Annotated in this window: 24 protein-coding genes; 10 read left to right on the top strand and 14 right to left on the bottom strand. The window is 46.2% G+C overall.

Features of this window, described 5'->3' with window-relative positions:
* Window positions 1-14 precede the first annotated feature (14 nt).
* On the bottom strand, window positions 15-347 hold the full coding sequence (locus KQI_RS0111930) for a PTS sugar transporter subunit IIA (protein WP_010346980.1): 333 nt from the start codon (window positions 345-347) through the stop codon (window positions 15-17).
* Complete coding sequence (locus KQI_RS0111925; protein WP_007433040.1) at window positions 340-657, bottom strand: PTS sugar transporter subunit IIB; 318 nt, start codon at window positions 655-657, stop codon at window positions 340-342. Before KQI_RS0111925 ends, KQI_RS0111930 begins: the two co-directional genes overlap by 8 nt.
* 319 nt (window positions 658-976) lie before the next feature.
* On the opposite strand from KQI_RS0111925, the gene KQI_RS0111920 reads away from it, so the two are divergent.
* Together KQI_RS0111920 and KQI_RS29235 are read left to right on the top strand one after the other, a co-directional pair.
* Window positions 977-1,660: a hypothetical protein gene (locus KQI_RS0111920; protein WP_010346979.1), complete on the top strand. Its 684-nt coding sequence runs from the start codon at window positions 977-979 to the stop codon at window positions 1,658-1,660.
* A gap of 34 nt (window positions 1,661-1,694) precedes the next feature.
* A complete protein-coding gene (locus KQI_RS29235) occupies window positions 1,695-4,004 on the top strand; it encodes a helix-turn-helix domain-containing protein (protein WP_010346978.1) in 2,310 nt (769 codons plus the stop codon).
* Window positions 4,005-4,021: 17 nt separating this feature from the next.
* Here the strand turns inward: KQI_RS29235 and KQI_RS0111910 are convergent, their stop codons facing one another.
* Entirely contained in the window at window positions 4,022-5,005 is a 984-nt protein-coding gene (locus KQI_RS0111910; protein ID WP_010346977.1) for a LacI family DNA-binding transcriptional regulator, read from the bottom strand.
* A 383-nt stretch (window positions 5,006-5,388) separates the two neighbouring features.
* Between KQI_RS0111910 and KQI_RS0111905 the strand changes: the two genes are divergently transcribed.
* The 4 genes from KQI_RS0111905 (at window position 5,389) to KQI_RS0111890 (ending at window position 10,070) form a co-directional block, all read left to right on the top strand.
* Window positions 5,389-6,969: an extracellular solute-binding protein gene (locus KQI_RS0111905; protein WP_029390125.1), complete on the top strand. Its 1,581-nt coding sequence runs from the start codon at window positions 5,389-5,391 to the stop codon at window positions 6,967-6,969.
* Window positions 6,970-7,042: 73 nt separating this feature from the next.
* Entirely contained in the window at window positions 7,043-8,011 is a 969-nt protein-coding gene (locus KQI_RS0111900) for an ABC transporter permease (protein ID WP_010346975.1), read from the top strand.
* Between the two features lie 37 nt (window positions 8,012-8,048).
* The gene (locus KQI_RS0111895; protein WP_010346974.1) at window positions 8,049-8,921 is read left to right on the top strand and encodes a carbohydrate ABC transporter permease; all 873 of its coding nucleotides are present in this window, start codon (window positions 8,049-8,051) and stop codon (window positions 8,919-8,921) included.
* Window positions 8,922-8,981: 60 nt separating this feature from the next.
* Window positions 8,982-10,070 (top strand): hypothetical protein, encoded by a 1,089-nt coding sequence (locus tag KQI_RS0111890; protein WP_010346973.1) that lies wholly within the window; start codon window positions 8,982-8,984, stop codon window positions 10,068-10,070.
* 93 nt (window positions 10,071-10,163) lie between these two features.
* Here the strand turns inward: KQI_RS0111890 and KQI_RS0111885 are convergent, their stop codons facing one another.
* Entirely contained in the window at window positions 10,164-10,706 is a 543-nt protein-coding gene (locus KQI_RS0111885; protein ID WP_010346972.1) for a PilZ domain-containing protein, read from the bottom strand.
* A 20-nt stretch (window positions 10,707-10,726) separates the two neighbouring features.
* Entirely contained in the window at window positions 10,727-11,299 is a 573-nt protein-coding gene (locus KQI_RS0111880; RefSeq protein ID WP_010346971.1) for an HD-GYP domain-containing protein, read from the bottom strand.
* A 99-nt stretch (window positions 11,300-11,398) separates the two neighbouring features.
* Between KQI_RS0111880 and KQI_RS0111875 the strand changes: the two genes are divergently transcribed.
* Together KQI_RS0111875 and KQI_RS0111870 are read left to right on the top strand one after the other, a co-directional pair.
* Entirely contained in the window at window positions 11,399-12,361 is a 963-nt protein-coding gene (locus tag KQI_RS0111875; protein ID WP_010346970.1) for a tyrosine-type recombinase/integrase, read from the top strand.
* Between the two features lie 435 nt (window positions 12,362-12,796).
* On the top strand, window positions 12,797-13,915 hold the full coding sequence (locus KQI_RS0111870) for a WG repeat-containing protein (RefSeq protein ID WP_010346969.1): 1,119 nt from the start codon (window positions 12,797-12,799) through the stop codon (window positions 13,913-13,915).
* Between the two features lie 68 nt (window positions 13,916-13,983).
* On the opposite strand, the gene KQI_RS0111865 is transcribed toward KQI_RS0111870, so the two are convergent.
* The 6 genes from KQI_RS0111865 to KQI_RS0111840 all read right to left on the bottom strand — a co-directional run bounded on the left by KQI_RS0111865 (window position 13,984) and on the right by KQI_RS0111840 (window position 19,551).
* Complete coding sequence (locus KQI_RS0111865) at window positions 13,984-14,421, bottom strand: hypothetical protein (protein ID WP_010346968.1); 438 nt, start codon at window positions 14,419-14,421, stop codon at window positions 13,984-13,986.
* A gap of 374 nt (window positions 14,422-14,795) precedes the next feature.
* Window positions 14,796-16,112 (bottom strand): aromatic amino acid transport family protein, encoded by a 1,317-nt coding sequence (locus KQI_RS0111860; RefSeq protein WP_010346967.1) that lies wholly within the window; start codon window positions 16,110-16,112, stop codon window positions 14,796-14,798.
* A 171-nt stretch (window positions 16,113-16,283) separates the two neighbouring features.
* Complete coding sequence (gene sdaAA, locus KQI_RS0111855) at window positions 16,284-17,165, bottom strand: L-serine ammonia-lyase, iron-sulfur-dependent, subunit alpha (protein ID WP_010346966.1); 882 nt, start codon at window positions 17,163-17,165, stop codon at window positions 16,284-16,286.
* A 21-nt stretch (window positions 17,166-17,186) separates the two neighbouring features.
* On the bottom strand, window positions 17,187-17,885 hold the full coding sequence (locus KQI_RS0111850) for a serine dehydratase beta chain (RefSeq protein ID WP_010346965.1): 699 nt from the start codon (window positions 17,883-17,885) through the stop codon (window positions 17,187-17,189).
* A gap of 218 nt (window positions 17,886-18,103) precedes the next feature.
* Complete coding sequence (locus KQI_RS0111845; protein WP_010346964.1) at window positions 18,104-18,778, bottom strand: helix-turn-helix transcriptional regulator; 675 nt, start codon at window positions 18,776-18,778, stop codon at window positions 18,104-18,106.
* A gap of 344 nt (window positions 18,779-19,122) precedes the next feature.
* A complete protein-coding gene (locus KQI_RS0111840) occupies window positions 19,123-19,551 on the bottom strand; it encodes a pyridoxamine 5'-phosphate oxidase family protein (protein ID WP_010346963.1) in 429 nt (142 codons plus the stop codon).
* A 100-nt stretch (window positions 19,552-19,651) separates the two neighbouring features.
* Here KQI_RS0111840 and KQI_RS0111835 point away from each other — a divergent pair, with 100 nt between their 5' ends.
* Window positions 19,652-20,596, top strand: coding sequence for a helix-turn-helix transcriptional regulator (locus KQI_RS0111835; protein WP_010346962.1), 945 nt, complete (start codon window positions 19,652-19,654; stop codon window positions 20,594-20,596).
* A 173-nt stretch (window positions 20,597-20,769) separates the two neighbouring features.
* On the opposite strand, the gene KQI_RS0111825 is transcribed toward KQI_RS0111835, so the two are convergent.
* Both KQI_RS0111825 and KQI_RS0111820 read right to left on the bottom strand, forming a co-directional pair.
* Window positions 20,770-21,336, bottom strand: a complete 567-nt coding sequence (locus tag KQI_RS0111825) for a hypothetical protein (RefSeq protein ID WP_010346960.1) — start codon at window positions 21,334-21,336, stop codon at window positions 20,770-20,772.
* A gap of 13 nt (window positions 21,337-21,349) precedes the next feature.
* A complete protein-coding gene (locus KQI_RS0111820; protein WP_010346959.1) occupies window positions 21,350-22,861 on the bottom strand; it encodes a DUF4153 domain-containing protein in 1,512 nt (503 codons plus the stop codon).
* Window positions 22,862-23,007: 146 nt separating this feature from the next.
* On the opposite strand from KQI_RS0111820, the gene KQI_RS0111815 reads away from it, so the two are divergent.
* On the top strand, window positions 23,008-24,750 hold the full coding sequence (locus KQI_RS0111815; RefSeq protein WP_010346958.1) for an ABC transporter substrate-binding protein: 1,743 nt from the start codon (window positions 23,008-23,010) through the stop codon (window positions 24,748-24,750).
* 212 nt (window positions 24,751-24,962) lie between these two features.
* Here KQI_RS0111815 and KQI_RS0111810 read toward each other — a convergent pair whose 3' ends face one another.
* Complete coding sequence (locus KQI_RS0111810) at window positions 24,963-26,363, bottom strand: transcriptional regulator (protein ID WP_010346957.1); 1,401 nt, start codon at window positions 26,361-26,363, stop codon at window positions 24,963-24,965.
* Window positions 26,364-26,506 lie beyond the last annotated feature (143 nt).

Here is a 26,506-nt window from a genome sequence, read left to right as displayed (position 1 = left end):
ATCTTCAGGTCCAGCTATAAATTTCTGGATTTGAACAACTCCAGCAGCTCTTGAACCAAATCCTTCATGGTAGCCGTGGACATCAGATGATCCTCGGCATGCATCAGAAGGAGCGAGAAAGGAGTCTGGGTTCCTCCCGCTTCCTTCTTGACCATTTGAAAATGGATATCATGGGCAGCACGCAAATCCTGCTTCGCCTGCTTGAGCAGATCGTCCGCACCTTCCACATTCTCATTACGGTATTCGGTCAGTGCCTGAATCACTTTACTGCGAGCGCTTCCACTATGAAGAATAAGCTGGAAACTAATTTGCTCTTCCGTCAGTTCAGCTATGTTGACTTTATCCATTTTTACGTTCCACCAGCTTCACGGCCTGCTCATAGGCTTTCTTACCGTCGACCATTCCGTATGCCATCATGTCAATTACTTCTACATGAATACCATATTGAGCTGCTTCCTTTTCCAGCTGTCCCTTAAGAAAACTCATTTGCGGGCCAATCAATACCGCGTCTGCCTTAGCCATATCTTCTGACGCCTGATCTTGACCTACTGCCCAAATTTCAGCCTCGTCTCCAATGGACTTGGCATAATCCTGCATCTTGGTAACCAGCAAACTTGTAGACATACCTGAGCTACACGCCAGTAAAATTTTCTTCATGATTGTTCCTTCCCTTCAAGGTCTGATTGGATGCTAACTACTAGAAACGTTTACCAGAAAACGGTTGCACAGTAATTATAAATCCGCTTGCTGTATTTGTCTATACATTTAATTTATATGTATAGACTTTTTTGAAATGACATCTATTTTCTTTTCTTCGAAAAAAAATTAACGAGTTAGCCTCTTCTCTTTAATCTCTCAATAACAATTAGGCTCCACAATAGTAGAACAGTACCTATTTGTCCCTCAAAATGCACACCGGGTGTCATATAGACGAGGCATGCCGCTTAGTTACATTACACGATACGGAGGTTCCGCCATGAATATACCCGATGATGACAATAACACTGATTTATGGCTGCGATATGCGCCTTACCTGATGTTTGATCACAAAGAGCCGTTTTACCCGGATTTTGTAGGTGTTACGGTATTGGATCAACCTGGGCCTTCCCCATCCTTTCGACGTACTTTGGAATTTACAGACGAACGGGTGCAGCATATTGTGGAATACGCCATCTGGTGGGACTACGAGATTGGCCACCTCTACGAGCTGGAGCATGTGTGGGTCTATGTCGGGCATGACGGTGAAGTCGTAGATTGCGAAGCCAGCTTTCACGGCAAGGTGCTCAAGGGCCTACTCAAGGACCGCAGTAACGTACTGGATGGTACGCATGTGCGTCTGTTCTCTCAACCGGGAAAGCACGCATTCTCGCCAACCGTGGATATTTTTGAGCTGTTACCGGATCTGTATACCAATGCGAACAAACGCGCCGGGGTCGACGGGCTGCTGACGAACGAGCTGTTCCACGGCCTGATTGCAACGAATGATGAAATTGACGGACTTGTACGGCGCTATCTCCAGTCGCTATCCTTTGTACCTGCCATGGAGTTTGCAGAATACCGCTTGGCACCGGAGCTGTTCATGCCATGGTCTTCGCTGTTTCGCATCATACCGGATCGAATTGAAGACCGTGTACAGGAGCTGAAGCGTCTATTTTTATAAATGTGGTCAGAACATGCGAAAGGGGTACGGTGGGGTGAAGGTGATAACCGTGAACAGGCGGAGAGCAGCAGATGAATGGGTCGAGAAAAAGGGCTACAAGCGCATACTGCTGTCTTACCTGCCGCTTGTGCTCACCATGATCTCTGCCGTTATTTTCGTGTCCTTTATTATCGTGACCGACCAGATCACAAAGGAAGCGGAGAAGGCAAATGCCGTTTCGACCGGATACATCGCAGATACGCTGGAATCCACGGTGGAGGAAATCGAAGTCTCTGTATTGCGGGAACTGGCGATAAACCGGTCTTTGAATCGGTTCATGAATGATGTTACTGGCGAAAATATACGTGTGACCCAATACGAATTATCCCGCGATTTGGACAAGCTGGCAGGTGCATACCCTGAGCTTCGCTCCATCTATGTATACCGCTCTGCCGATGCCGTCGTGCTGACGCAGCGGGAAATCACCCCCTTGCCTGCTTTCCCGGACAAGGAATTCGTTGCCGCCCATTTCCCCTCGAATCGTGCCCGCAAATGGCTGCCTGTCCGCTCATTCACGGATAGTGTGCTGACGCCGCCCAGGCAGGTCATTTCCCTGATTCAGCGCTTCCCGCTGCCGCTTGGCAGTCAGGGCATGGTCGTGATCAATGTAGATACCGACAAGCTCATTCGGCGGATTGACCATATGACCAGCCCCGATGTAGCGCTGCTCGACATTCGGGACGCCAACGGGCAATCTCTCCAGACTGCCGGAGGAAATGAAGATCAGAATGATCAGAATAGCGTATCAGCCACAGAGGAATATACCTTTGAACGCTACTCCTCCTATCTCGGCTGGACCCTGCACAGCGGACTCAAGAAAGGTCCGCTTTCCCGCTGGGTATCCGTCATCTCCTACCTGTGGATCGCGATTGGAATTGCTGTGGCTGTACTATGCCTGTTCGCATGCGTATATATCTTCAAACGCAGCTATCGTCCGGTGGAGCTGCTGCTGGAGCGGATACGGCAGGTTCCCCTGCAGCATCTGCCCAAGCAAAAGGCTGCCGACGAGTTTGCCTACATCGAGAAAGCGCTGGAAAATCTGGTGGAAACCACCCGGCATTACGAACAGCGCCATCAGGAGGATTGGATGCTTGGCAAGCGCCAGTTCATTCGGGACTGGCTGGAAGGCGAGCAGCCCGTCACCGACGAAGAGTGGCAGGAAAAGGCTCGCCTGTTCGGGCTGCCTGAGCTGAGGGATACCTGCGCCGTAGCTGTCGTAGAGCTGAACGATTACCGGGATTTTACGCAGCGTAATGGTGAGCGTGACCAGCGCTTTCTTAAATTCTCGCTGGTCCATGTTATTCGCGAGAGGTGGCAGATTGAAGGAAGCATTGAGACGGAATGGATCGCCCCGGATCGGCTAGCCGTGCTCTGGATGTCCGGGGTGACGGACGACCTGCTGGTACGTATGGGCAAGCTGATTCGCTGGGTGGCACACCATCTGAACCTGACGGTACGCATCGGTGTTGGGCTGCCTGCTCATTCGTTGGCAGACGCTGCCGATTCGTTCAGGCAAGCGAATGCCGCCCTGCGCTACAAGCTGATCCACGATCAGCACAGCGCTATTCCATATGCCGTAACTGCGCAGGCAGCTCCTTACTCTGCCTATTCCTATTACCGGATGATGGCAGCATGCATGAAGGAGCTTCGCGCGATGAACGAGAGCTGGAAACAGCAGAGTGACGCGATTTTTAGCCGAATGCAGGAAGAGCGTTTGGCCGACGAAGAGCTGCTCGCCATCGTACAATACGGCCTGATGCTACTGCTGGAGGAGGCAGAAAGCGTGGCTGACCCTGTCGTCCGCAGCCAGCTTGAAGAGGTTGTCACCGAGCTTCGGACACAGATGGAGCATACAGGACAGTTAAGCGAGCTGCATACCTTGTTTCATGCACAGCTGGAACGCTATTTTGCACAATACGCCTTGTACAAGACGTCTAACAAGTATTTGGAGACCATTAACCGTGTCAAGCAATACATCGAGAAGCATTTTGCCGATCCGGATTTGTCACTGACGCATATCAGCGACAAGTTCGCCTTAAAGCCCAAATACGCCAGCCAGCTGTTCAAAGAGGAATTTGGCATGAAATTCGTGGACTTCCTCGTGCAGCTTCGCATGGAGGATGCCAAACGAAGACTGGTGGAAACCACTGCTCCTGTGCAGGATATTGCCCAGCAGGTAGGCTATACAACCTCGATTGCCTTTGGCCGCATGTTCAAAAAGCTGGAGGGCATCACGCCTGGGGATTATCGTAAAATGAAAGTCCGCCCGCAACAGGGAATAGACTGTGGACGGGCGGCTGAATAACCGTGCAAGATATTATTTTAGGTTGTACTTCCAAGGACCAAATGGACAGGGAGCAGAGGATTCAGATCCTCCGAGTAGTCCTGATTATTTATCTGTTTGTTTAAAATTTCCACAGCTTGCCGAGCCATTAGCTTAATCGGCTGCCGAATGGTGGTTAACTGTGGCATAAAAGCTTGGGCCGTCTCTGTCCCGTCATATCCAACGACTTTCAAGGTTTCCGGCACGCGTCTGCCTGTCTTCAAGGCTTCAAAATAAACGTTTGCCGCCATGATATCATCACTCGCAAAAATACCATCCACATCCGGATGCTCACTAAAAATCTGGTGAATGACTTGTTTATATAATTCTTGGTCAAAAGACCTTGGAACCTCGTAAAAAATGGCTTCAAGCCCATGATTCTCCATCGTTTTTTGGTAGGCTTCCAAGCGAAAACGCGTATCAGTTTGCAGCATGTACGGCCCATTAATATGAACGATTTTTTGGCAGCCTCTATGAATTAAATGTTCAGTTGCCAGCCTTCCACCCAAATAATTATCCGAGGAGACCACAACCGCATGCTCAGAAATATGCTGGTCAATAGAAACAATGGGGAACGAAGAGTTTACTCGCTCAAAGACGCCCCTGTTATGACTGCCGACAATAATTCCGTCCACTTGGTTCCGCAGCAGCATGCTCAAATAATTAGCTTCCTTCTCCGCGTTTTTCAAACTATTGCAGAGAAAAACCTTATACCCCAGCTCCTCACAAGCAAGCTCAATATGAAATATTAACTCCGCATAAAAGGGGTTACTCACCGTTGGGAAAATCAATCCTATCATGTTGCTTTGCTTGCTTAGCAGCGATCTGGCCATATCGTTTGGTACATAATTCAGCTCTTCCATAGCGTTATACACTGACGCACGTGTCTTTTCACTGATATATCCCCTGTTATTCATTACTCTGGAAACCGTCGTTGGGGAGACACCCGCACGCTTCGCTACATCTTCTAGTTTTGGTTTCAATGGATCGGCCTCCGTAAACATCAGAAAATTCTAAGTTTATTTCATTGTTCTCAAATATTCATATGTCATAATTCTAACGAAAGTTTGAAAATGTCTCTACCTAATTATTTTATGTACTTTGGTTTCCCCCTTTTCTCGGCTGCATCGGTTGCTTATCGGAATACAGTTTACCGCAACCCTGTCTCTCCTAGTGCAGCAAGGATTTTTCCACGGCCGGTTTCATGGAAAAGTATCTATATCCCAAAGGTCGGCAGCCAAGGTATAACCGAACTGTGAAACACATGTTATGACCTACAATCCATATGGGAGGGATTCATCAAGTGCACAAGCAGTTCTGGTTCAAAACGAAAGGTTACGGGAGCATCGGCACAGGCGCACGAACCATGCGCGGCTGGAAACAAGGCTTGGCGCTCCTTCTTACTTCAGCCTTCACGATTGGCGCATTAGCGGGATGTGCCGGTGGAACCTCGGGGAGTGAAAGTTCTGCCAATGCGCCAACGCCTGCATCCGGCACGAAGCTGAAAATTGAGGTATTCGAGCGTGGAGAAGCTCCCGCTGGCATCACCGTCACCGATAATTATTGGACACGGTATGCGCAGAAGCAATTCGGTGATCCCAACGGAATCGAGCTGTCCTATGTACCTGTACCTCGCTCGGAGGACGTGCAAAAGCTGAACGTCATGATGGCCTCGGGTGAAGTGCCTGATATCATTTTTACGTATGACGAAAATTTGGTGTACAAATATGCTCAGCAAGGCGGCCTGCATGGGCTAGGACAGCTGCTCGACGAGCATGGCCCGAATCTGAAAGCCTATCTGGGCAAGGACACGCTCGCCTATGGCACGTTTGACGGCAAGCAATACGCCATTCCGGCCAAACGGTTGAATGTAGGCAAGTACGCCTCCTTTATCCGTCAGGACTGGCTGGATGAGCTCAAGCTGCCTATGCCGCAGACGACAGAGGAAGTGTACAAGACACTTAAAGCCTTTAAGGAGAAAAAACCTGGCAACAGTGGTGATCAGGTCATCCCGCTCGGATTTTCCCTAACCGCCGCTTCTTATGAGCCCATCGTATGGGGCATGACGGATGAATTGAATGAGGAGCAACGCATAACGTTGACGCATCAGCTCGGCTCGCGTGACTACCCTACCCTGCTGCCGGGTCACAAGGAAGCGCTGCGTTTTATGAACAAGCTGTATCTGGAAGGGCTGATGAGCCCGGATTTTGCACTCGATAAGGACAAAAAGAAACTCAATCAGGACATTCAAACCGGCAAGGTCGGCATGTTCGGGGCAGATGGTGTCGAGCCGCTCCAAAATGTGTATGCCAATCTGCAAGCCAATGTCCCTGGAGCCAAGCTGGCTGCGCTGGACCCGTATACCAATAACGCCAACAAGCATCACAAACCGCTTTACAAGCCTGCGGGCATGTACATCATCATTCCACAAGCCAGCCAGCACGCCGCCGAAGCCATTAAATATCTGGATTGGATGTCGCAGAAGAATGTCCTGTTCACGATGCAAAATGGTGAGGAAGGCAAGCATTACCGTCTGGATCAAGGTATTCCGGTACGTCTCGACACAGAGGATGCCAAACGCGATATGTTCAATACCGGCGATATGGTCATTATCAGCAATGGACTGGATCTCGGGGATGACGAGAAGAACAAGGTTGCCGATCTGATGGGCCTGCCTGCTGACTACAGGGAGCTTGGTAAAAAAGCCAAGGAAATTACAATGGTGGACGGCATCCAGCCTGTCCGATTCGATAAACCGCTGGATTCACAAATTCAGTACGGAACGATGCTTCAGGAAAAATATGACGAGTTGATCGCCCGCTCCATTCTTGCCAAAAAGGGCGAGTTTGATCAAGTGTATGACATGCTGCTCAGCGAAATGATGAAGAGCGGCGGCGATGCTATTTTGAAGGAGCGTCAAGAACGCTATAAAGCCATGCATCCCTAAAAAGCACAAAAATAAATATGGAAAATAAATGATGACTTACTGGTAACGAATCACTGGAAAGGAAGACCGCTGTATGAACACGAACGCGGAAACTGTACGAACAGGCGGGTATTCTTCGCAGAAAGAGGGAACTGCATATCGTCAGGTCTGGAAAAAAACGAAAAGAGACTGGCAGCTGTATGCACTGCTGGCTCTTCCCCTGGCCTTCTTCCTTCTCTTCAAATACGGGCCCGTCTATGGCATTACCGCTGCATTCAAAGACTACAATCTGTTCAAAGGCATTGCAGGCAGCGAATGGATCGGACTGGATACGTTTCGTCGTATCTTTGCAGACCGGGAATTTTATAACGCTCTGCGCAACACTTTGCTTCTGAACGGGCTGGATCTGCTGTTCTCGTTTCCGGCTCCCATCCTGCTGGCGGTGATGCTCCATGAGCTGACCTCTTCCCGCATTCGGAAAATATCGCAAACCATTTTATATCTTCCGCATTTTATTTCCTGGGTTATTATTGGCGGCATCGTCTATCAGGTGTTTGCCACGCACTCCGGCATCGTCAATCTGCTGCTTGGCAGACTTGGCATCAGTGCCATTCCTTTCTTGTCCGATAGCGCGTACTGGCTGGCTACATACCTGGCGACAGGCATGTGGCAAAGCGCTGGCTGGGGCACGATTATCTATTTGGCTGCCATCGCCGGGATTAACAAAGAGCTGTACGAGGCCGCCAAAATGGACGGCGCCGGACGACTCGCGCTCATTCGTCACATTACCTTGCCGGGTCTTCAGGCGACGATGATCACCCTGCTCATTCTGAACCTTGGCCAAATGGTGCAAATCGGCTTTGAACGCCCTTATATCATTGGCAATGTGATGGTCAAGGATGTCGCTGAGGTGCTGAGTACCTTCACCTACACAAGAGGCTTGCAGTCCGGGCAATTTTCATTTGCGACAGGAGTCGGTCTTTTTCAGGGGCTGGTCGGTCTGATTTTCATCCTGGGGGCAAACACCCTCTCCAAGCGATGGACAGGCAAAGGCATCCTGTAACACGTGCGCAAGCCGCATCAGGAAAGGAGTCGTAGACGTGAACACCGGAATCAAAAGCCGTCTGTTCGACGGTCTGAATACCGTACTTGTCATTGTACTGTGCACTTTGTGCTTATCCCCTTTTTTACATGTATTCGCGGTGTCGCTAAGCTCCAACAATCCGATTATGTCCGGCAAAGTGCTGCTTTGGCCTGTCGACATCAGCTTTGAAGCTTACAAAAGAGTGCTTGGCGATATCAGCATGCTGCGCTCTCTGATTTTCACCGTGCTGTTGACCGCACTGTACACGGTGCTGTGCATGCTCATGACCATAGCAGCGGCCTATCCGCTCATGAAACCAGGTCTGCAAGGGAGAAAAGCGATCATGCTGATCATCGTATTTACGATGTTTTTCAGCGGCGGGATTATCCCCGAATACATTCTCATGAAGGAGCTGCATCTGACCAACTCGGTCTGGGCGCTGATCCTGCCTCATCTGATTAATCCGTTTAACCTGATTATTATGATCAGCTTTTTCCAGTCCATTCCGAAAAGCCTGGAAGAAGCGGCTGAAATCGATGGCAGCAGCCATTTTGGCATCTTGCTGCGAATTATTTTACCGCTGTCGATGCCCGTCATTGCTGCATTAAGCCTGTTCTATGCGGTGAGCCGCTGGAATGGCTTTATGGACAGCCTCTTTTACATCACCGACCCGGAGATGTACCCGCTTCAGCTCAAGCTGTACCAGCTCGTCATGAACAATATGGCAAATGACATTATGCAGATGGAAGGACTGCGAATGGTCGAGCTGCTGCCCGAAAGTCTCAAGGCCGCCAGCGTCGTCTTTTCCACCCTGCCGATCCTGCTGGTGTATCCGTGGCTGCAGCGATATTTTGTGTCAGGCATCATGCTGGGGGCTGTTAAGGAATAAAAGGACGAAGAAGGCTTCACCGTATTTAAAAATATCAGAAAACGAAGGAGTGTATTCATCATGTGGAAAAAAGGAAGCAAAGCATTAGCAGTCGTTATCATTTTGGGGACAACCCTGGTCGCACCCACCCTGGCTCCAACCCGAGCGGCGGCGGCAACAACGGGCTTGAGTGCGTCCGAGCAAGCCAGACTTGCGGAATACTGGTCGCCTGTGCTGTATCAGGATGTAGGCAATAACCCGGAAGGTGATATTCCGATTCCCGTGAACTTTGACGGCGACTGGTCAGGGCTGAATAACTGGGAGAATATTAGCAAATACGCCAAAGGAAGCAGCTTACCCCTGAAGCCAAGCGTATACTGGTCAGTTGTAGAATCAGATACCCACTATTTCATCGGTTACGATCTGTTCTACGCTACACATGATCCACGTGGAACGTTGGGAGACCATGAAAATGATATGGAAGGCATGATGTTCACCATTCGCAAGCCGGGCACAGCCAAAAAAGACGGCACCAAGGTGACCAATCCGAATGGTGAGCTGGAATTGGCTTTAATGCCAAGACACGCCAAGCTCGGTATGTACGGCCCGGCCAACAAAGCCATTCAGTATGATCCGGGCATGAGCTCAGTCTATTATGACAGCAACTTCACCACCGAAACGAACGCCTCCGGCACGCATCCATTGGTATACAGTGCGCAAAATGACGAGTCCTTCCTCGAATCGAACGGTGATTTCGGACATGCGCTCAAGCCTTACAACGGCAAAGGCGCCAAAGGCAAATCCGGCTACGTCTTCCAGGCCGGTTCTCCGGTGAATCTCAACGCTTCCGGCGGACAGCTATGGGACTCCAAGCTCGGCAACTTTGACGACAGCAAGCGTATGGGCTACGAGCTGATCCCGCTGGAAACGTCACTGTGGCCGCTGCGTAACGATTCTACGCTGGACCTGTGGAGCAGCTACGGCACGTTCAAAGGAGACAATGGTCGCGCCAACGCCGCCGATGCACCGTGGGGCTGGAGCTTCGAGAACTATCGCGACCTGGGATCAGGCCGGATGCTGTATGATCCTGCCTATCTGGTGGACAAGCTCTTTGACGGATTGGGTGAATTTTCATTGACCTACCGTACCAACCCGTATAGCGAGCAATAAATAGCATAGCCACGATCGTCTTTGTCTTCCCATCCCAACGGCTCAGGCCATCCACATGCGGGAATGGGCAGACAAAAGCGATCGCGGCTTTTTTTATATCGCAGATGTTGTGGGGTTTGCTTGTTTTAAAACACGCTGATTGATACAGTACACCAGCCTCTCCTGATCCGTAGGAATCATTTCAACAAATATAAGCCCGTATGTAATAAAAGGCTGACTAATATGCGCCTCTTTTCGGATTAAGTGTGCTTGCAAGGTAAAAGGCTCTTTGTTTAGCTCGAATTCAATCTGGATGAGGATTGTTTTTTTTAAAGGTAGATCATAATCGCAAATCAGCCTAAGCCCCTTTGCACTAATGTCTTGTATTTTACCAATCCCTTTTCTATGTGTAAGCCCTGCTAGCGTTTCGTCGCCAAAATGTAAAAACTCAAACGCACACCCCTCGTCCGGAACACCCAATCGAAAGGCTTCCCGCCGATTTAACTTGCTGTTGGCTTCCTCTAGTGACTTCTTAAGCTCCTTTTTCTCCAGCTCTTTAATACCCAATTGTTTTTTTAGATCCATAAAATGAACAATTCCGTTGACCAGACACACAACGATAATTAAAATGATAAATCCTACGATAATGGATATCATGGAACATGCCTCCCTCTGAGTTATTGTTCAAGGGCGATCGACAGATCCTCAAGCAGATGCAAAAACCGTTCTACATATAGCAAATCAAACTGGGTTCCAATGTGGCGCCAAAGCTCCTCTTTGGCCTCCTGCATGGACATGCCCCGGCGATACGGCCGATCCGAAATCATACTGTCAAAAGCATCAATAATGGAACACAACCGGGCCATAGGCGGGATTTTGTCGCCACTTATGCCAAACGGATAACCCTGTCCATCCAAGCGTTCATGATGAAATCGGACAATGTCCACAACATCCTGATCCAGGATCCCCTCTTTCAAAATAAGCTGGGTACCCAAGAGAGGATGGATCTTCATCATTTTCCACTCCTCCTTATTCAAGGGGGCTGACTTGTCCAAAATGCCATCCGGCAGCAGTATTTTCCCAACATCGTGAAAACAACAGCCTATGACGAATTTCCGTGTCTGCTGCTCATCAAAATTCAGGTAAGAAGCCATCCGTTTAGCCATATTTCCAACCCGCAGCGAGTGTTCATACACTTGTTTATTTTTGGATAAGAGGCGAGTCAGACAGTTCACTAAAATTTCTTCCACAAATATTCCTCCTGTTTGGTGCGCGGTCAGTAATTTGCCTTAATATTGAGAATGAATATCGCACAATATTCATTGTGCGAACGAACAGGAGGAATTTCTATGTATACGTCCAAAATGATATCTTCTCAGCTACATGCCCATTCCATACACAACCCTGAGACGTACACGGATGACCAAATCATTGGGTTATTTTTAAGTACTTGCGGTAGCTCACCGTATACCCTGCGAAACTACAAGAGAGCCATTCAGCAGTTCCGAAATTTCACATCAGGCAAACCATTACGGACAGTGACATGGCAGGATATTGAGGTCTATAAAATCGGCTTATTAGAAGGGTTTTGCAGTTCTACCAAGCAAACACCCGCACCAGCAACCATTGCCAGCCTTTTGGCACCATTAAGATCACTGTACAAGTGGGGAAGCGATCCAAGCATTCATATTTTCCAGCACAATCCCACTACAAGTGTGCGGACTCCCAAAATCCCGGTGAACAGTAAAAACCATTTTTTGACCAAAAATGAGCTGCGTCAGCTTTTAACCTATTTAAAAACGCAAGGGGAACGAAATTATCTTATCGCGCTCACGCTGGTATTATTGGGGCTTCGGGTGTCTGAGATGGTAGCTATACAGTGGGATCATTTCCATTACGATCCGACAGAGACATTCATTTGGCTGACCGTATTTAACGGAAAAGGGGGCAAACAGCGGGAGGTGAAAGTGCCACCAAGGCTTTGGAGTATGTACAAGCAGTTCAAGGGTATCCTTCCGCAGCATGAGCCATTAGATATGCCTGAAAGACTGTTCCCATTGTCTGTAAGACAAGTAGAAACGATCATTAAGCGGGCCAGGGAAGAAGTCGGTATCGCGAAAAAGATAACGCCTCACTGGTTTCGCCACACGAACGCTACATTGGCCCTGATTCAGGGGGCATCGTTACAGCAGGTGCAGGAAAACCTGGGACACTCCCACATCAATACGACGCAACGCTACCTTCATACGGTTAGCCAAATGCAAAAAGCAGCTCCCGACTACGTGGAAGACTGCTTAAAGGATATATTATAGGTATATAGTTATAAAAAAGGAGTTGAAAAAATAGTCTTAAATGACTAAAATAAAGTGCAAGAGGTCCTCTTTTTAGTTCATTTTACATATCGCACAATGAATATTGTACGCTATTCATTTCTAATATTTTACAATTTAAAGAGTGTCCAGATAGTTCTTGAGATATAAAATTTCTCATTACAATTATGCCCTTTGAGCAGAACATTAGTCGATAACATAATCATACTCGACTGTCACTTATATATCCGTGATAACAATAGTCCACAAGAGGGAAGCTGTGAATAGCAGCTTCCCTCTTCCATTTGATCTATGCACCGATGATAAGGCACCTCCCCCATCAGACCTCATTCTCATGAACCGCAATAGGTTACAAGAAACATTCCTACATTTTTTCCGTCTATATTATGGTAAATCAACTTGCAAAGGAGCCTATGCATGTTAAAAAAGTTCGGATTAGCGATATTGATTCTATGTACCAGCGTTGCCGTTTCCGGGATGGGTTCGGCTGCTTCCAGTAGTGCAACAGCCATTGAAGTTTCCACAACACCGCTGGATTATAACGTGGCCCGACCTGAAAGCGACGGTGCTTTTCATGATGGCCTATTAGCCGCTGAAACATCTACTGGGAATCTTGTGTTTTATAATACCAAAGGGGAAAAGGCTTTCTCACTTCCCGCCGAGCTTACATCCATTGGTGATTTTCATGAGCAACGGGCCCTCGTGAAAAACACAAAAACCAATCTCTATGGGTACATTAACACCAAAGGGACATTGGCCATTCCTTGCCAATATACCGAAGCAAATTTGTTTAGCGAAGGAAAGGCCAAGATCACCATAGCCTCCACCAAAGAAAATGCCTTTATTGATCGCACAGGAAAGGTCCTTACTCATTTTAAAGAAAATGTTGATTCGGAATATCTATTTACGGACGGTCTGGCGCTTGCCTACGCCCCCAACACAGGCAAGATCGGCTTCGTTAATGCTTCCGGTCAAATAGCAATCCCCTATCAATACAAATATAGTCGAAGCTTTTCGGATGGCTTGGCTATTGTTCAGAATAGCCAAGGGCTGTACGGATATATCAACACCACAGGAAAGGAAGTTATTCCTCTTCAATATAAATCCGGAGGAGACTTTTCAGAGGGGCTGGCTCCTGTACAAAATGCCAAAGGAACATGGGGCTTCATCAATAAACAGGGAAAAGTCGTTATTCCCTTTAAATTTACCGATGCCCAGGATTTCAGTGAAGGCCTGGCGAGTGTAAAAAATGCAAAAAACGAGGTCGGATTTATTGAAAAAAGCGGAGCCTTGGTCATTAAATATCAACAAAAATACGATGTCACATTCCCATTCAAGGAAGGCTTGGCTTTAGTAGGTAAACAAGCACATTCATCCGTCTCAGACGGAAAATTCGGCTACATCAATCGTCAAGGCCAATTGCTGACCAAGCTCGAGTATAGAACGGAATCCTCCTCCTTCTCCAACGGCTATGCTGTTGCCTTTCTCAAGCCGGGTAAAGCGTTCATTGTATCCAAACGTTCCGTTTCAAAATAAAAAAACGACCCTGGAGACAGATCAAACGGATCTGCTTTCGGGGTCAATACGTTATTGCCTTGGAGTCATCAGTCATGCGTGTAAAATTTTACTCCAGGCAAATCTGCTGCTATCCACGAATAGTTAATGGTATTATTGTTATAATTTTTGGTCCCTGCCTGAGCAATCTGTACCTCTTTTAAAATCGTGATCGATGCCCCCTTCGGTCTGACAACGACGACATGACCATGCCCTTCCGCCTTTTTGATCCCTATGGCAGGATAGCCGAGGTTTGCTCTTTTTTGGGCATCCAAAAAGGTTACGGAATACCATCCCGGCGTCTTGTTACCTGATAAAGCATCAGCTATCTGATTGGCCAAGCCGCTCGGTAAGTCGGCCGACATAGCGGACATCACATCCTGCGCAAAAATATTACACTTCGTTCCACCTACCGGTGAATACTTTCTGTTCGTTTCTATCTTAAATTCGTCAATTATAGATGCGTAGGTGCTTGCACTTCTAGCCATTTTGAATTTCCCCCTGAATATAAGTTGTAGAGGAAATGATGTTGGTCTCAATTCCCTCTCAACATTCTAGGTGGATTCCGGTTGTCTTTAACAACATGATAAACGAAAGATAATCACAATTCACCAAAAAGCAGTTAATTGAAAGCATATATAATCTATCCCTAAGATGGTACTATCTCCCGGAATGGCCTCATATTTTAGCATCGGATTGTCCCAGGAAATATCCTGATAGATTGCTATCTAACGGAATACATATACGGTTGGCTCCTAAGCATTTGCATGCCTATCTGGAGAGTTTTGCTTTCGTAGCAACCGCAGGCAGTTTGAAGGATAACTGACCCCACCATTTTTACACTAGAACCAACAATAGTGAATTAGAATAATGACTTAATACTTGCCAGGACAGTAAGTATACCTATAACAATGACAAATACATTGCTTATTTTCCCTCTGTATTTAGCTAGTACTGGTACTTTACGGATCGCATACATTGGTAATAGACATAAGATAGCAGCAACTAACGGTCCGCTAAGGGCATCAATGAGTCCAAGAATACTTGGATTTGCATAAGCAACATACCAGCATGTTAATACGACAAAAGCAAGGATCATTGTCTTAACTGTTTTTTCTTCTATATTTTTTCCGCGTGTTTTACTGAACTTGATAATCATGTCACGCATTACCTCATATGCTCCTATGTAATGGCCAAGGAAGGACTTTGTTATGGCCATAAAAGCAATGATAGGAGCTACAATCGTGATTAGAGGCGAATTAAGTTCATTAGCAAGATATGATAAAATTGATAAGTTTTGTTCTTTTGCCATTACAAGATCATTTGGAGTCAAACTCAAGGCACTGCTCCAAACAAAGAACATAACAACAGCGAATGTCATGATATAACAAACTTTTTGTATTTGAGCACATTTAGCATCAGCTACTATTCCATAGGTAGCTCTCTGTTTTGTAACAAATGACGAAATAATAGGAGAATGATTAAACGAGAATACTATGATTGGTAATATCATCCATACTGTTCCAAAATATCCTGTTCCTGTTGAAGCAGTAGAAACACTTGAAAAACTAAGCATTGACGTATTCCACTGTGGAATCAAAGATATTGCGATAAAAAGTAGAGAAGCTATGAAAGGATATACTAGCATGCTCATTACCTTTACAGTAATATCTTGACCAAAATTTAGTATAGCTATAAGACCGAGTACTAATACAAGCGATAAAATGGCCCTTGAAGGCTCCTTCATGTGCAATTGATTCACGATAAAACTACTTGCAGTATTTGTGAGTGCAACCGAATACATCAGCACAATAGTATAAATTGAGCCGAAGTATACTATGTTAAAAATTATGCTTGCCTTATTTCCGAAATACTCTCTTATTGTACCTGTAATCCCCTCATTAGCAGAATTGGAAGCGTTTATCATTTTAGCAAGCGCCCTATGTGAATAATACATAACAGGAAATGCAAGTATAGTAATTAATAGTAATGATAATAAACCACCTAAACCTGCATTAATAGGTAAAAAGAGTACTCCTGCTCCAATTGCTGTTCCAAAAAGGCTCAATGCCCAGGTAGTATCCTGTTTATTCCATTTTTTAGGTTCTGGATATTTCTCATTTCTTACTGCAGTATTTTCAGCTTGAAATTCTATTTTTTTTGCAGCATTCCCATTCATATAATAATTCCTCCTTGTATCCTATTCTTACCCCTCTTTTTAAGGCTTAGGAATATAGATCATTCTTGAAAAATGAATTGCTTACAAGGTGCGCCACATCGTGTGTCCTTCTTCTAAGTTGATCAAAATCAAAAAAATTCGCTAGGCAATTTGTTAGCGTTTACAAAAATTTTAATTGGTTCTATCCAAAATTTTACTTTTGATGGTAATCCCTGTAGGTGTGGCCGCAATTCCGCCTAAACCTGTCTCTCTTAATTCGCGAGGCATCTGTCTTCCAACTCTATACATCGCTTCAATAACTTCGTCAGCATTGATGATATTGTTTACGCCGGCTAATGCGATGTCCGCTGCTACTAAAGCATTTGCCGTTCCAATGGCGTTTCTCTTTACACAAGGAATTTCTACCAAACCAGCGACCGGATCACAAACCAAACCGAGTAAATTTTGTAATGCGGTTGAGAAAGCTTCAGAAGATTGCTGTGGCGTTCCTCTGGCGGCTTCTACCGCTGCTGCTGCTGCCATCGCTGAGGCACTGCCTACTTCAGCTTGACATCCTCCGTACGCTCCGGAAATACAAGCATTATTTGCGACTATCATTCCAAATAAAGCTGAAGTGAATAGAAAATGGACCATATCTTCATGACTTAACTGCAATGTATCTTTAATACTAAATAGGACTCCCGGGATCGTCCCACTCGCACCTGCTGTTGGAGTTGCACAAATAGCCCCTAATGAAGCATTTACTTCATTAACACCGATAGCACTTTGAACCCCTAACACCATCCAATCTCCAGAGAGAGTTTTTCCATTTTCTCGATATTTTTTCATTTTAACAGCATCGCCTCCGGTTAAACCGGTCGGAGAAAATACCCCGTCGCCCTCGATACTTTTATTTATGGAATTTTCCATAGTCGCTAAATTTCTTTCCATTTTACTCCAAACTTCTTCATAAGAATTTCTAGTTTGTTCGATTTCCTGTTCGATTGCTAATTCATAAATTGGTTTTTGCCTTTTATTAGCTGCATCTACAATTTCTTTTATGGTCATATACATATTTTTTCACCCCTAATGTAACTAAAGGATAATGATATTAGCTATGCTGCTTAAACTTCCCAATTCCTTCTGAACATCACCGGGCAATAGCGAATCCAAAGCAAATGCATATAGATATTTTCCGTTTTCTTCTAAAATATGATAGTTGTTAATTTCCACATCATATTGTTTAAAGATCCTGCGTAAAACAAATTCAAAGTCAGCTCTTTCGGAAATCGCAATAATAACTGGCAATGGCCCCTGCAGATCTAAGCTAAATCCGTCAATTTCAACATGTTTGACTTCAATTAATCCGCCGCCGACCGAAATACCCATCGTTCTAATACTTCGACTTTCATTCTCTAAATATATATCTGCCGTATTTGGATAACCAGCAGGACTATCACCTGCTTTTTCAATAAAGGTAATGTCAATTCCTTTAGATTCTGCTATTTTAATAGCATCTGGCACTTTGCTGTCATCGGCAGCGAATCCTAATATCCCAGCAATAATTGCAAAATCAGTTCCGTGTCCTTTATGGGTTTCAGCAAATGACTCATAATACCTTACCACGACTTTTTTTGGAATATCCTGAAATAGTTTACCGGCAATTGCTCCAATAGCTAAAGCACCTGCAGTATGTGAGCTTGAAGGACCTATCATTACCGGCCCAATCACATCAAAACAACTCTTGTATTTAACAACCTTTTTTTCTTCAATAGATATTACATTCATGTTCATATAAGACCCCCCGAAAAACCTTGTAATCACTTAAGTATGAAGGAACAATAAAGAAAATCGTTTCGTCGAAATGAATGACTCGATAGACAAGCGGACAATTGGCTTTCACTGCCGCACGGAAAGCGTAAAGAAGTAATCGGAAATGCGGGTTGAATTACTCAAAGAAGCGATCCAAACCGGAGTCAAAGCTTCTTGCGTTTTATTTGATAATTAGAAAATTAGTCTTCCCCTTGATTGTTGTTATAATTTCTTAAATGTAAGTAAACCGTATGCTTTGAGATCTTAAGCGCATTGGAAACAATAGCCACGGAATCGCGCATTTGAAAGACGCCTCGTTCTAAGAGCAGCCTGATAATTTCTTTATTCCGATTATGATGCGGGATCTCTTGGGAAGCGTCGACCTCGTGAATCGTCGTTTCTATGGTGTTCTTCAGTAGATCTTCCACAGAGTTAGCGAAATTCTCCTTCACATTGTTCTCAGGGGATAGGAGTTGGTTCGGCGAAAAGGTGTTAAGAAAGTTTGACAGGGAACCATCAAGATTCATGTTGATGCACAACAAGGCAATAATTTTATTATCCTTACCCCGAATAGCGATGGTGCTGGACTTCAATAACTGGCCGTTCTTGCCGCGGGTGAAGTAGCTTTTGGATTGTTTAGCGCCTGAATTCTCAAGCTCCTTAAGCATACGCAAGGCCAAGTCGGTAATAGGAGCGCCTACCTTTCTTCCGGAATGGTGACCGTTGGCGATTACGACTGCGGACTGATTATAATCGTGCAAGCTGTGCAGAACGACTTCGCATTCCGATCCTAAGTAGTCCGCAATGCCATAAACCAGAGCTTCATAAGACTTTATAATCAGGTGATCCTCGTCTGTAAAAGATAAGTATGACATCGTCTAAGGATTACCTCCCTCCTTGGATAATAACCTGAAAGTTGAGTTAATCAAATTTATTTAATCCAATCAACTTATCGTAATTGTATATAAAAAAGTTGATTCCTGCAAGAAGCTTCACAACACTGTCAATATCTTTTTATCTTTCCTGCAAAAAGCCTTGGGAACCCCTAAACTTATAAATCCTTTAATGTAAAAAAATAAGACATACAGCTCATGCCGTATGCCCTGTTCTTAGCCGCTTGATGCGGCTGCTGTTACATGGATCTTTGCGGGTAGAGAAAATGGCTTGTCCACATTATTCACTATTTTGTAGCTTAGTAGCTGAAATGTTTCTTTGCCTATTACTCGAACCTGATCTGACTCGGTTGTTGATCGTATCCCAAAACGATCGTGGCTTCCTTGATTTGGATTTCAAAAACCTCCAGTGTCTCACGGAGACCCGACAGAATTTCATCATACCCTGGAACCTTTGCCAAAAATAGCTCCTTTACCTCGTCTATGGAATACTTACTCTTCTCAACAAAAGCATGGTGGGAACGAATATGAGGAATGCCTTCTGTCGGGATCGTTGTAAAAGCTACTTTATTATTTTGCCCAAACTCGGCAACCTTCTGATTTCTCCGATCTGACGTGAAATAAATAACTCCCGGCCTGTTGGTGTCATAAGCAAAATTGACATTTCTGACATTGGGAATGTTGTCGACCGATGTTGCCAAAGCGATCCTGTTCGTCTCTTCTAAAATCTCGTAATACCCTTGCATGTTGCTCATATAATCAGCCTCCTAAATTGCTTTACCACATGATTCTATCACCGACCATTGACAGCTATATGGCAACAATTCAGAATAAAAATAAAAAGGCTGATACTACATGAAAATTGACCGACTGATTTCTATTATTATGGTTCTGCTTGAACGTAAAAGAATGAGCGCAAAGTCTCTATCTGACATGTTTGAGGTTTCACTCCGGACCATTTATAGAGATATTGAGACCATCAACATGGCGGGTATACCTATCGTATCGGCTCCTGGCGTGAACGGTGGATTCTGTATCATGGATGAATATAAAGTGGATAAAAAAGTGTTCACACCTGCCGATATTACAACACTTCTGATGGGGCTTGGAAGCATTTCACCCATGCTGACCCGCGAACAGATGTTAGGTACACTTGCCAAAGTCAAAAGCCTTATGCCAACAGAGCAGGCTCATGAAATAGAACTGAAATCAAGTCAAATCATGATCGACCTCAAACCTTGGATGGGCAATGTAAATTTGCAGGTGTTTTTAGAAATGATTAAAACTGCCCTTCAAAAACATTCTCTTCTATCCTTCCAATATTCTGACCGCAAAGGCCAGATGAGCACCCGCAAGATTGAACCGTACAAGCTCGTGTTAAAGGAAAATCATTGGTATGTTCAAGGTTTTTGCCTTCATAAGCAGGACTTTCGCTTATTCAAATTATCCCGTATATCCCAGCTGGAAGTTCTGGATGAGACCTTTACCCGTAGGGAATTACCTGAATCGATCTCCGAATTCACCAGTATCATGTCTCAAAAGCAGAGACCCATCCAATTGCTGATTCACGAATCCCTTAGAGATCGGATGCTGGATTATTGCAGCAGCGAGCATATCACGCCATATGGAGATAACTATTTCATGGTTCATTTTCCATTTATCGCTGATGATTTCGGCTACAATCTTCTACTCAGTTTCGGTGACCAATGTGAATGCCTGAAGCCGGCGGACGTAAGAGAAGAAATGTTCCGTAGAATTGAAAGAATGTCCCAACGATATGAGCGGAGGAAAGGGCAATAATGCTTTTTGTTAATCTATAGTTGAAGGCTTTCTTTACTGATTACGGTTGGAACGATAAGCTCGGGAGTATTTGTAGGTATAGCTTGTGTAAAATAGTCCGCAGCTCCCACCATCAGAGCAATCCCGATAAATAGCATGATCCAATTACAATTCTTTTTCATCATCTGTACCTCTCATTCTTCACTCCGTCCGTTCAGCCACTTAAACCAGTGGAGCAAATGACTGAACCGGTACTCATGCTGGGAAGCATACGTCCATACCTCCGGCTCTTCACCGGGCTCCTTCCAGACGAGCATGGAAAAGTGACCTTCCTGCTCATTGGCAACCGACAGCAGCGAAAGACGATCATCCCCGAATCGGTAGGGAGCCGATTCTACCCAGTAATTCCGCATATCGCTGATCCAGCCGCGAAATTGCTCTGTACGTGCAATCCGTAGAACTTCATCAGGCAGGAGCAGATGCTCGTCGATGTCCTTCCAATCCCCTGTATATCGGTATCGCGCTGCCAGCAATGGACTGAGCGGCCGGGTTTTACCGGGAGCTAACGTAGGCATGCACTCGACGGGAACGACCGGACCGATGCTCTGGATTGCATAGGAGTGGGCCTCCTCCTCACTCATTCCGCAGGACATAGCCTCCGTGATAAATTCGTTCCGTCGTGTACCAAACTGATGCCGATACTGTGACATTTCACCCTGCAACTCCAATACCATCCCTTGTAACGTATCTGTTCCGATCATTCTCAAGCACCTCTCATTCCAAAATATAGTCTTGCAGCTCCTGCTGCGCTCGATACTTAGCCCAATTGAACGCAGGCCACGCCGTCTCTTCCCTTGTCATGCTCATCAGACGCCCTTGCAGGTACTCATCCATCGCTCCATGTTCCTTGCGGCTAAATTCAATCAGTAACGGAATGGCATCCGCCGATAACCCACTCAAATATTCCTTATCTATCACCGATGTCGTGCGATACCGCTCGAGATTATTTTCGGCAATACGTACATCAATCCCCACATAGTTCACGACGACATAAGCCACCAGCGCAAGTACAATATAATATTTTGCCAGCGGCAGCTGGCGAACATGAATACGCACGGCTGCAATGAGCAGCAGCAAGCCCAGAAAGATCATAAACGCGTGTACCAGATAGCGGGTGTACGTATAGCCGTATGCCTCTTCATACATGACCAGCCGGGTATATCCCGAATAGAGCATCACACCCGAGCAGCCAACAAGTATATAGAGCAGACCGCTGTTGATTTTTTGCAATATGCTTGAGCTGAATTCAGTCCACTTCAACACACTGATCATCAGTATAAAATTGATACCTGTGACCAGCACCAGCTCCCCGAATCCCCTTCTTGCATATTCTGCATACGAGGTTCCTGCGGGTAAAGCACCTTCCCATGCACCAAACAAATACCCAAACTGCAGCACCACAAACACGACATACACCAGATTCATGACGATCAGCACGGTAGCCGTGATCACCGGATCAAACTTGATCGCGACTGGCTCGTGATAAGGTACTGCTGACGACTGAGCTTCTCTCTCTGTACCACGCGGGGCAGGATGCACGAACCCCCACAAATAACAGAAGAAACAGAAGGTAAAAAAGCAGGTCCAGATCAGCCGCACCATCCCGTTCCCAAAGGACCACGTGCCAATCCACTCAGGTATGCCGGATAACAGCTTCTCAAACATCCCATCTGCCGAAGCCAGCAAGGATACAATGATGAACAGCAATGGCAAGGCGATGATCAAACCGATCAGCACTTTGCCCAGTACACGCTTACGCTCATCCTTTACATTCCGAAAGGCTGCCCTCTTGAACATCCGAAACGGAGTCGAGATATGGCGCATATTTTGATAAAACCAATGGCTTAACGCCTGACCGATCATACCGGGCTCCGACCAGCCATACCTTTTCTCCCCTAATAGCAGCACCATATGTACACTAATCAGAGCGGGTATAGCCAGCGCATTTAACACATATAGAACCGGGTTATTGAACAGTGCATACGTCAATGCCAGCATGATAATGATGACAGACAGCAGACGCCCTATCCATGAACCCAGCTGAATGCGATCTCGATTGAAGACAAACATATAGGCGTAAAACACAATGACAAAAACAGGCATAGACACGCCCAGCCCATGTCCGTAAAACAGATATTGATGAACCAGCGCGAGCACAATGGCGCCAGCAAAGGCGGACAAAAACGACGATTCCGGCAGAGACGTTCCACTCATCTTGTCATCCATGGTAAATACCTCCACAAATATGCTTTATAACCCTTATTGTAGATGATAAAATAAGAAGATAAAGAGAAATTAATTGAAACAAAATTTCCTATTTTATATAAGCGGCTGCGCTTTAATCATCTATAGAGGAAACGGAGCGACTATGAATGAAACTTCATGCCCAATTTTTGCAGCTTCACTCCCACACCGCTGACGACAAAGACGAGGATCATACCGTAGAGACTACGCTGGATGAGCTGGCGGCTATTTTTGACTGCACCCACCGCAATGCCTTGATGATCGTTCAGAAAATGGAGCAGCATGACTGGATTCAATGGACTCCCCGCCGAGGCCGGGGCCGCCGCTCCAGCCTGCGCTTCCTGATTCAGCCGGAAGACATTGCTGTACAGTCCATGATGCAGGCCATTGACCGCCATGACATCAAGCGTGCGCTGGATGAAATCCGGGCTCATTCGCGCTCCTCCACGATGCAGGAGCATTTGCAGGGCTGGCTGCTGAATTACTTCGGCCATCACGCGGAGGTGCGCAGCGATCAGCAGCAGATCGACACGCTGCGTCTGCCTATTCGCCAGCAGCTCTATACGCTGGACCCGCTGTACTTGAACTGGCTCGCTGAATCCTTCGTATCCAGCCACGTCTTTGATGGGCTGGCCCGCCGGGCGAACGAAAGCGGCGAGATTTTGCCGGGGCTGGCGCACGCTTGGGAGGTGGACGCCACCCGTACGCAGTGGACCTTTTTCCTGCGCAAGGAAGTGCTGTTCCATAACGGCAAAATATTGACCGCCGATGACGTCGTCTATACCTTTGAGCGACTGCGTCGCGCACCGGGAAGGAGACTGTACCATTTTATCGTCCGGCAAATTCGGCACGTGCAGGCAGTAAGTCCAACCATGGTACGCTTCGAGCTAAAAGAGCCGAACGAGCTGTTTCTGTCCTTCCTGTGTACCAGCCGCGCTGCGATTGTGCCGCGTGAGCTGAATCAGGCGGGTGAAGCCGCCTTTGGCATCCGTCCTGTCGGTACAGGGGCGTTCAAGGTCACCGAAATGAATGAAAGCCTCTGTATACTGGAGGCTTTTGCACCTTATTTTCAAGGCAGGGCCCATCTGGATCGGGTAGAGATTGTACAGCTCCCGTGGGCGACCAAGCTGGAATCGCCGGATACGGAGGATAACGCTTCTTCTTTTCACATCATCCATAATCCCATATCCGCGGGAGGCACAGATGCCGCATGGAGCCAAATTCACTCAGCAGCTTCGGTATGCAAATTTATTACATGCAACACTTACAAGGATGGGCCGCTGCGCAACCCGCACGTGCGCGCCCGGATCGTAGCATGTCTGGAGCAGCGCAACCTTCCTCCCGAAGAGGTGGGAGTGCCTGATGATTCATATGAGCCACTGGCGGTGTTGCAAATTGCCACTATTCCCGAGTATAGAGCAGATGCAGACCGGGTCGCGGCCCAGCTCGAAGCCTGGGGATATACCTGTAATATCGTAGCCGCATCCATGAATGAGTTCAAAAGCTCATCGATTCGCATGGAGTCGGATTTGATCTTTTTCTCTCTATTTCGTGACCGTGATGAGCAACTGCGCTTGTTTGATCTGTATCTCAACGTGTCCGGCCATGTGGAGCCGCATAGCCGTGTGGATATCGAAAGACTGCTGCGTGGAATTACACGCGAATCCGATCATACCGTCAGGGCGCAGCTATTTGAACATATTGAAACACGGCTCATTCAGGAGCACCAACTGCACATTTTATATGAGAAGCCCGTTCAGACGGCCTATCTCCCTTCTGTGCGTGGCGTATCCTTTAATAGTCAGGGCTGGGTGGATCTGCGTCATGTCTGGTTTCCACCCGCTTTATCTCCATCATCCAACCCTTCATAAGACAAGCAGCCCATTCGAGTGTAATGGGACAAACCAAAAAAGGTATCCTCTTTTCACAAGAGAATACCTTTTTGAGTTACCATCAACCCAGACCTTTTTAAGCTGATGTATCAAAGGATGAATACGACCAACCTCCCATTCCATGACTGCGAACGCAGCTGGACTCTTCAAACGAAGGAGCAACGATTGAAAAACTCAACAGAATAAAAGCATTAAATGCGAGCAGAGTAAAAATGATCTTTTTTATCATGAATATATTCTACCTCTCCAAGTAAGTTTTTATATTCCTTTTTGTCCTCAGAAGAGGCAGTATGCCGATACTTTTCGAATAATCCTACACATTTGATTGTAACAGGATTGCCATTCAGCATGACGGAATAAGAAAGGCTTTCCAGCAAGAATTTCATACCTTTGGTATAGCGATCTTTATTGAGATCATAACAAGCCATCTCTGCCAAAAATCGTGCATAGAGATCTGCTGACATTTGCTCTGTATAGGTGCCTACCTTGACATGCTGATCTGCTAATGCCTCAATTTGGTTTTCAAAACGCTGTAGTACAAAATCGACATTAAAATCATAACGGTTAGCCGCCACCATAATTTTATGCAACCCTACTAGAATTTCGCCTTCGTTTTTCTCCAAGTAGTCTACATACTGTGGAATCACGTCCAGGCTGCCGGACATCACCTGATAGAGATACCCGTTGGCCTTAGCCCAGTTGCTACAAAGGGCCTTCAAACGGCGCGCTTCTTCTGTATCCTCTTTTACCCAGCTCAAATCAGAATACAAGGATACATATTCCAGTGCCTTCTGATAATCCCCGCGCTCATCCCACACCCCGGCGCGCATCACATAGGAATACACAATGTACATAAACAAAGGACCCTTCGGTTCCTTGCCACGCTCTGATCTTCTGGTATTCCCGTATTTTTGCTCGTATTGCACCTTGGCTTTTTGGCCCATTTTTTCAGCTAACCATTCTACTTTATCCCAACGTCGCAAGGAGGCATAGGTATTAGCCAAGTCTTTTAAGGCCTCCAGTTGGTCTGCTTCACTCAGTCGATCCACAAAGCTCTCAAAGTGTGTAGCCGCCCATAAATTTTCATCCTGATCATCACCAATGGCAATCGTGAATAACCGATACTGGCAAAGAGCCAGACGTTCGGAATGTTGGTATTTCTCACTATCCGAGACATTTCTATAGATAATGGCCGCAGCCTCATGCTTGCCTTTTCCGAATAGCTTTTCTGCCGTCTCAAATAAAGCTGGGGCGTAAATGAGATAGTCCATCATAAACTCCACGACCTGCTTAATACAGTCCAGTTTGTCCAACTCTGCACAGCGATGCAAAAATGGCCGAACCCGTCGCCAATTCGGTGCTGTATTCCGTATAAACTCATCAATGTACAACTCATAGAGGCTTCCTTCTTCAAGCCCCATGCCTGCTCCAATCCGATCCAACAGCAGCATCGCGATTGGCCGATTACCGTTAATAATGGCACTGATCGTTCCTGCATTAATACCTGTGTTCTCCCCAAACTTGCTAATCGTAATTCCTTCTCGTCTAATATACTGTTCCAGCTCTGCGCGAATTGTGGTTGTTTCCTTCAAATCAGGCACCCCCAGGGATTACTTGCATGATTTCAATACAAAAAAAGAGAATTCCCGTGAATATTCCCTTAATTATACAAAATAAAGCCCACTTCGCCAACCGCCCAGGTGAATTTATTTCAATAATTTCAATAATTCTCCGA

Source organism: Paenibacillus peoriae KCTC 3763, assembly GCF_000236805.1.
GTDB lineage: Bacteria > Bacillota > Bacilli > Paenibacillales > Paenibacillaceae > Paenibacillus > Paenibacillus peoriae.
The sequence above is the reverse complement of the archived record's forward strand: the minus strand, read 5'-3'. Positions and strand labels throughout refer to the sequence as shown.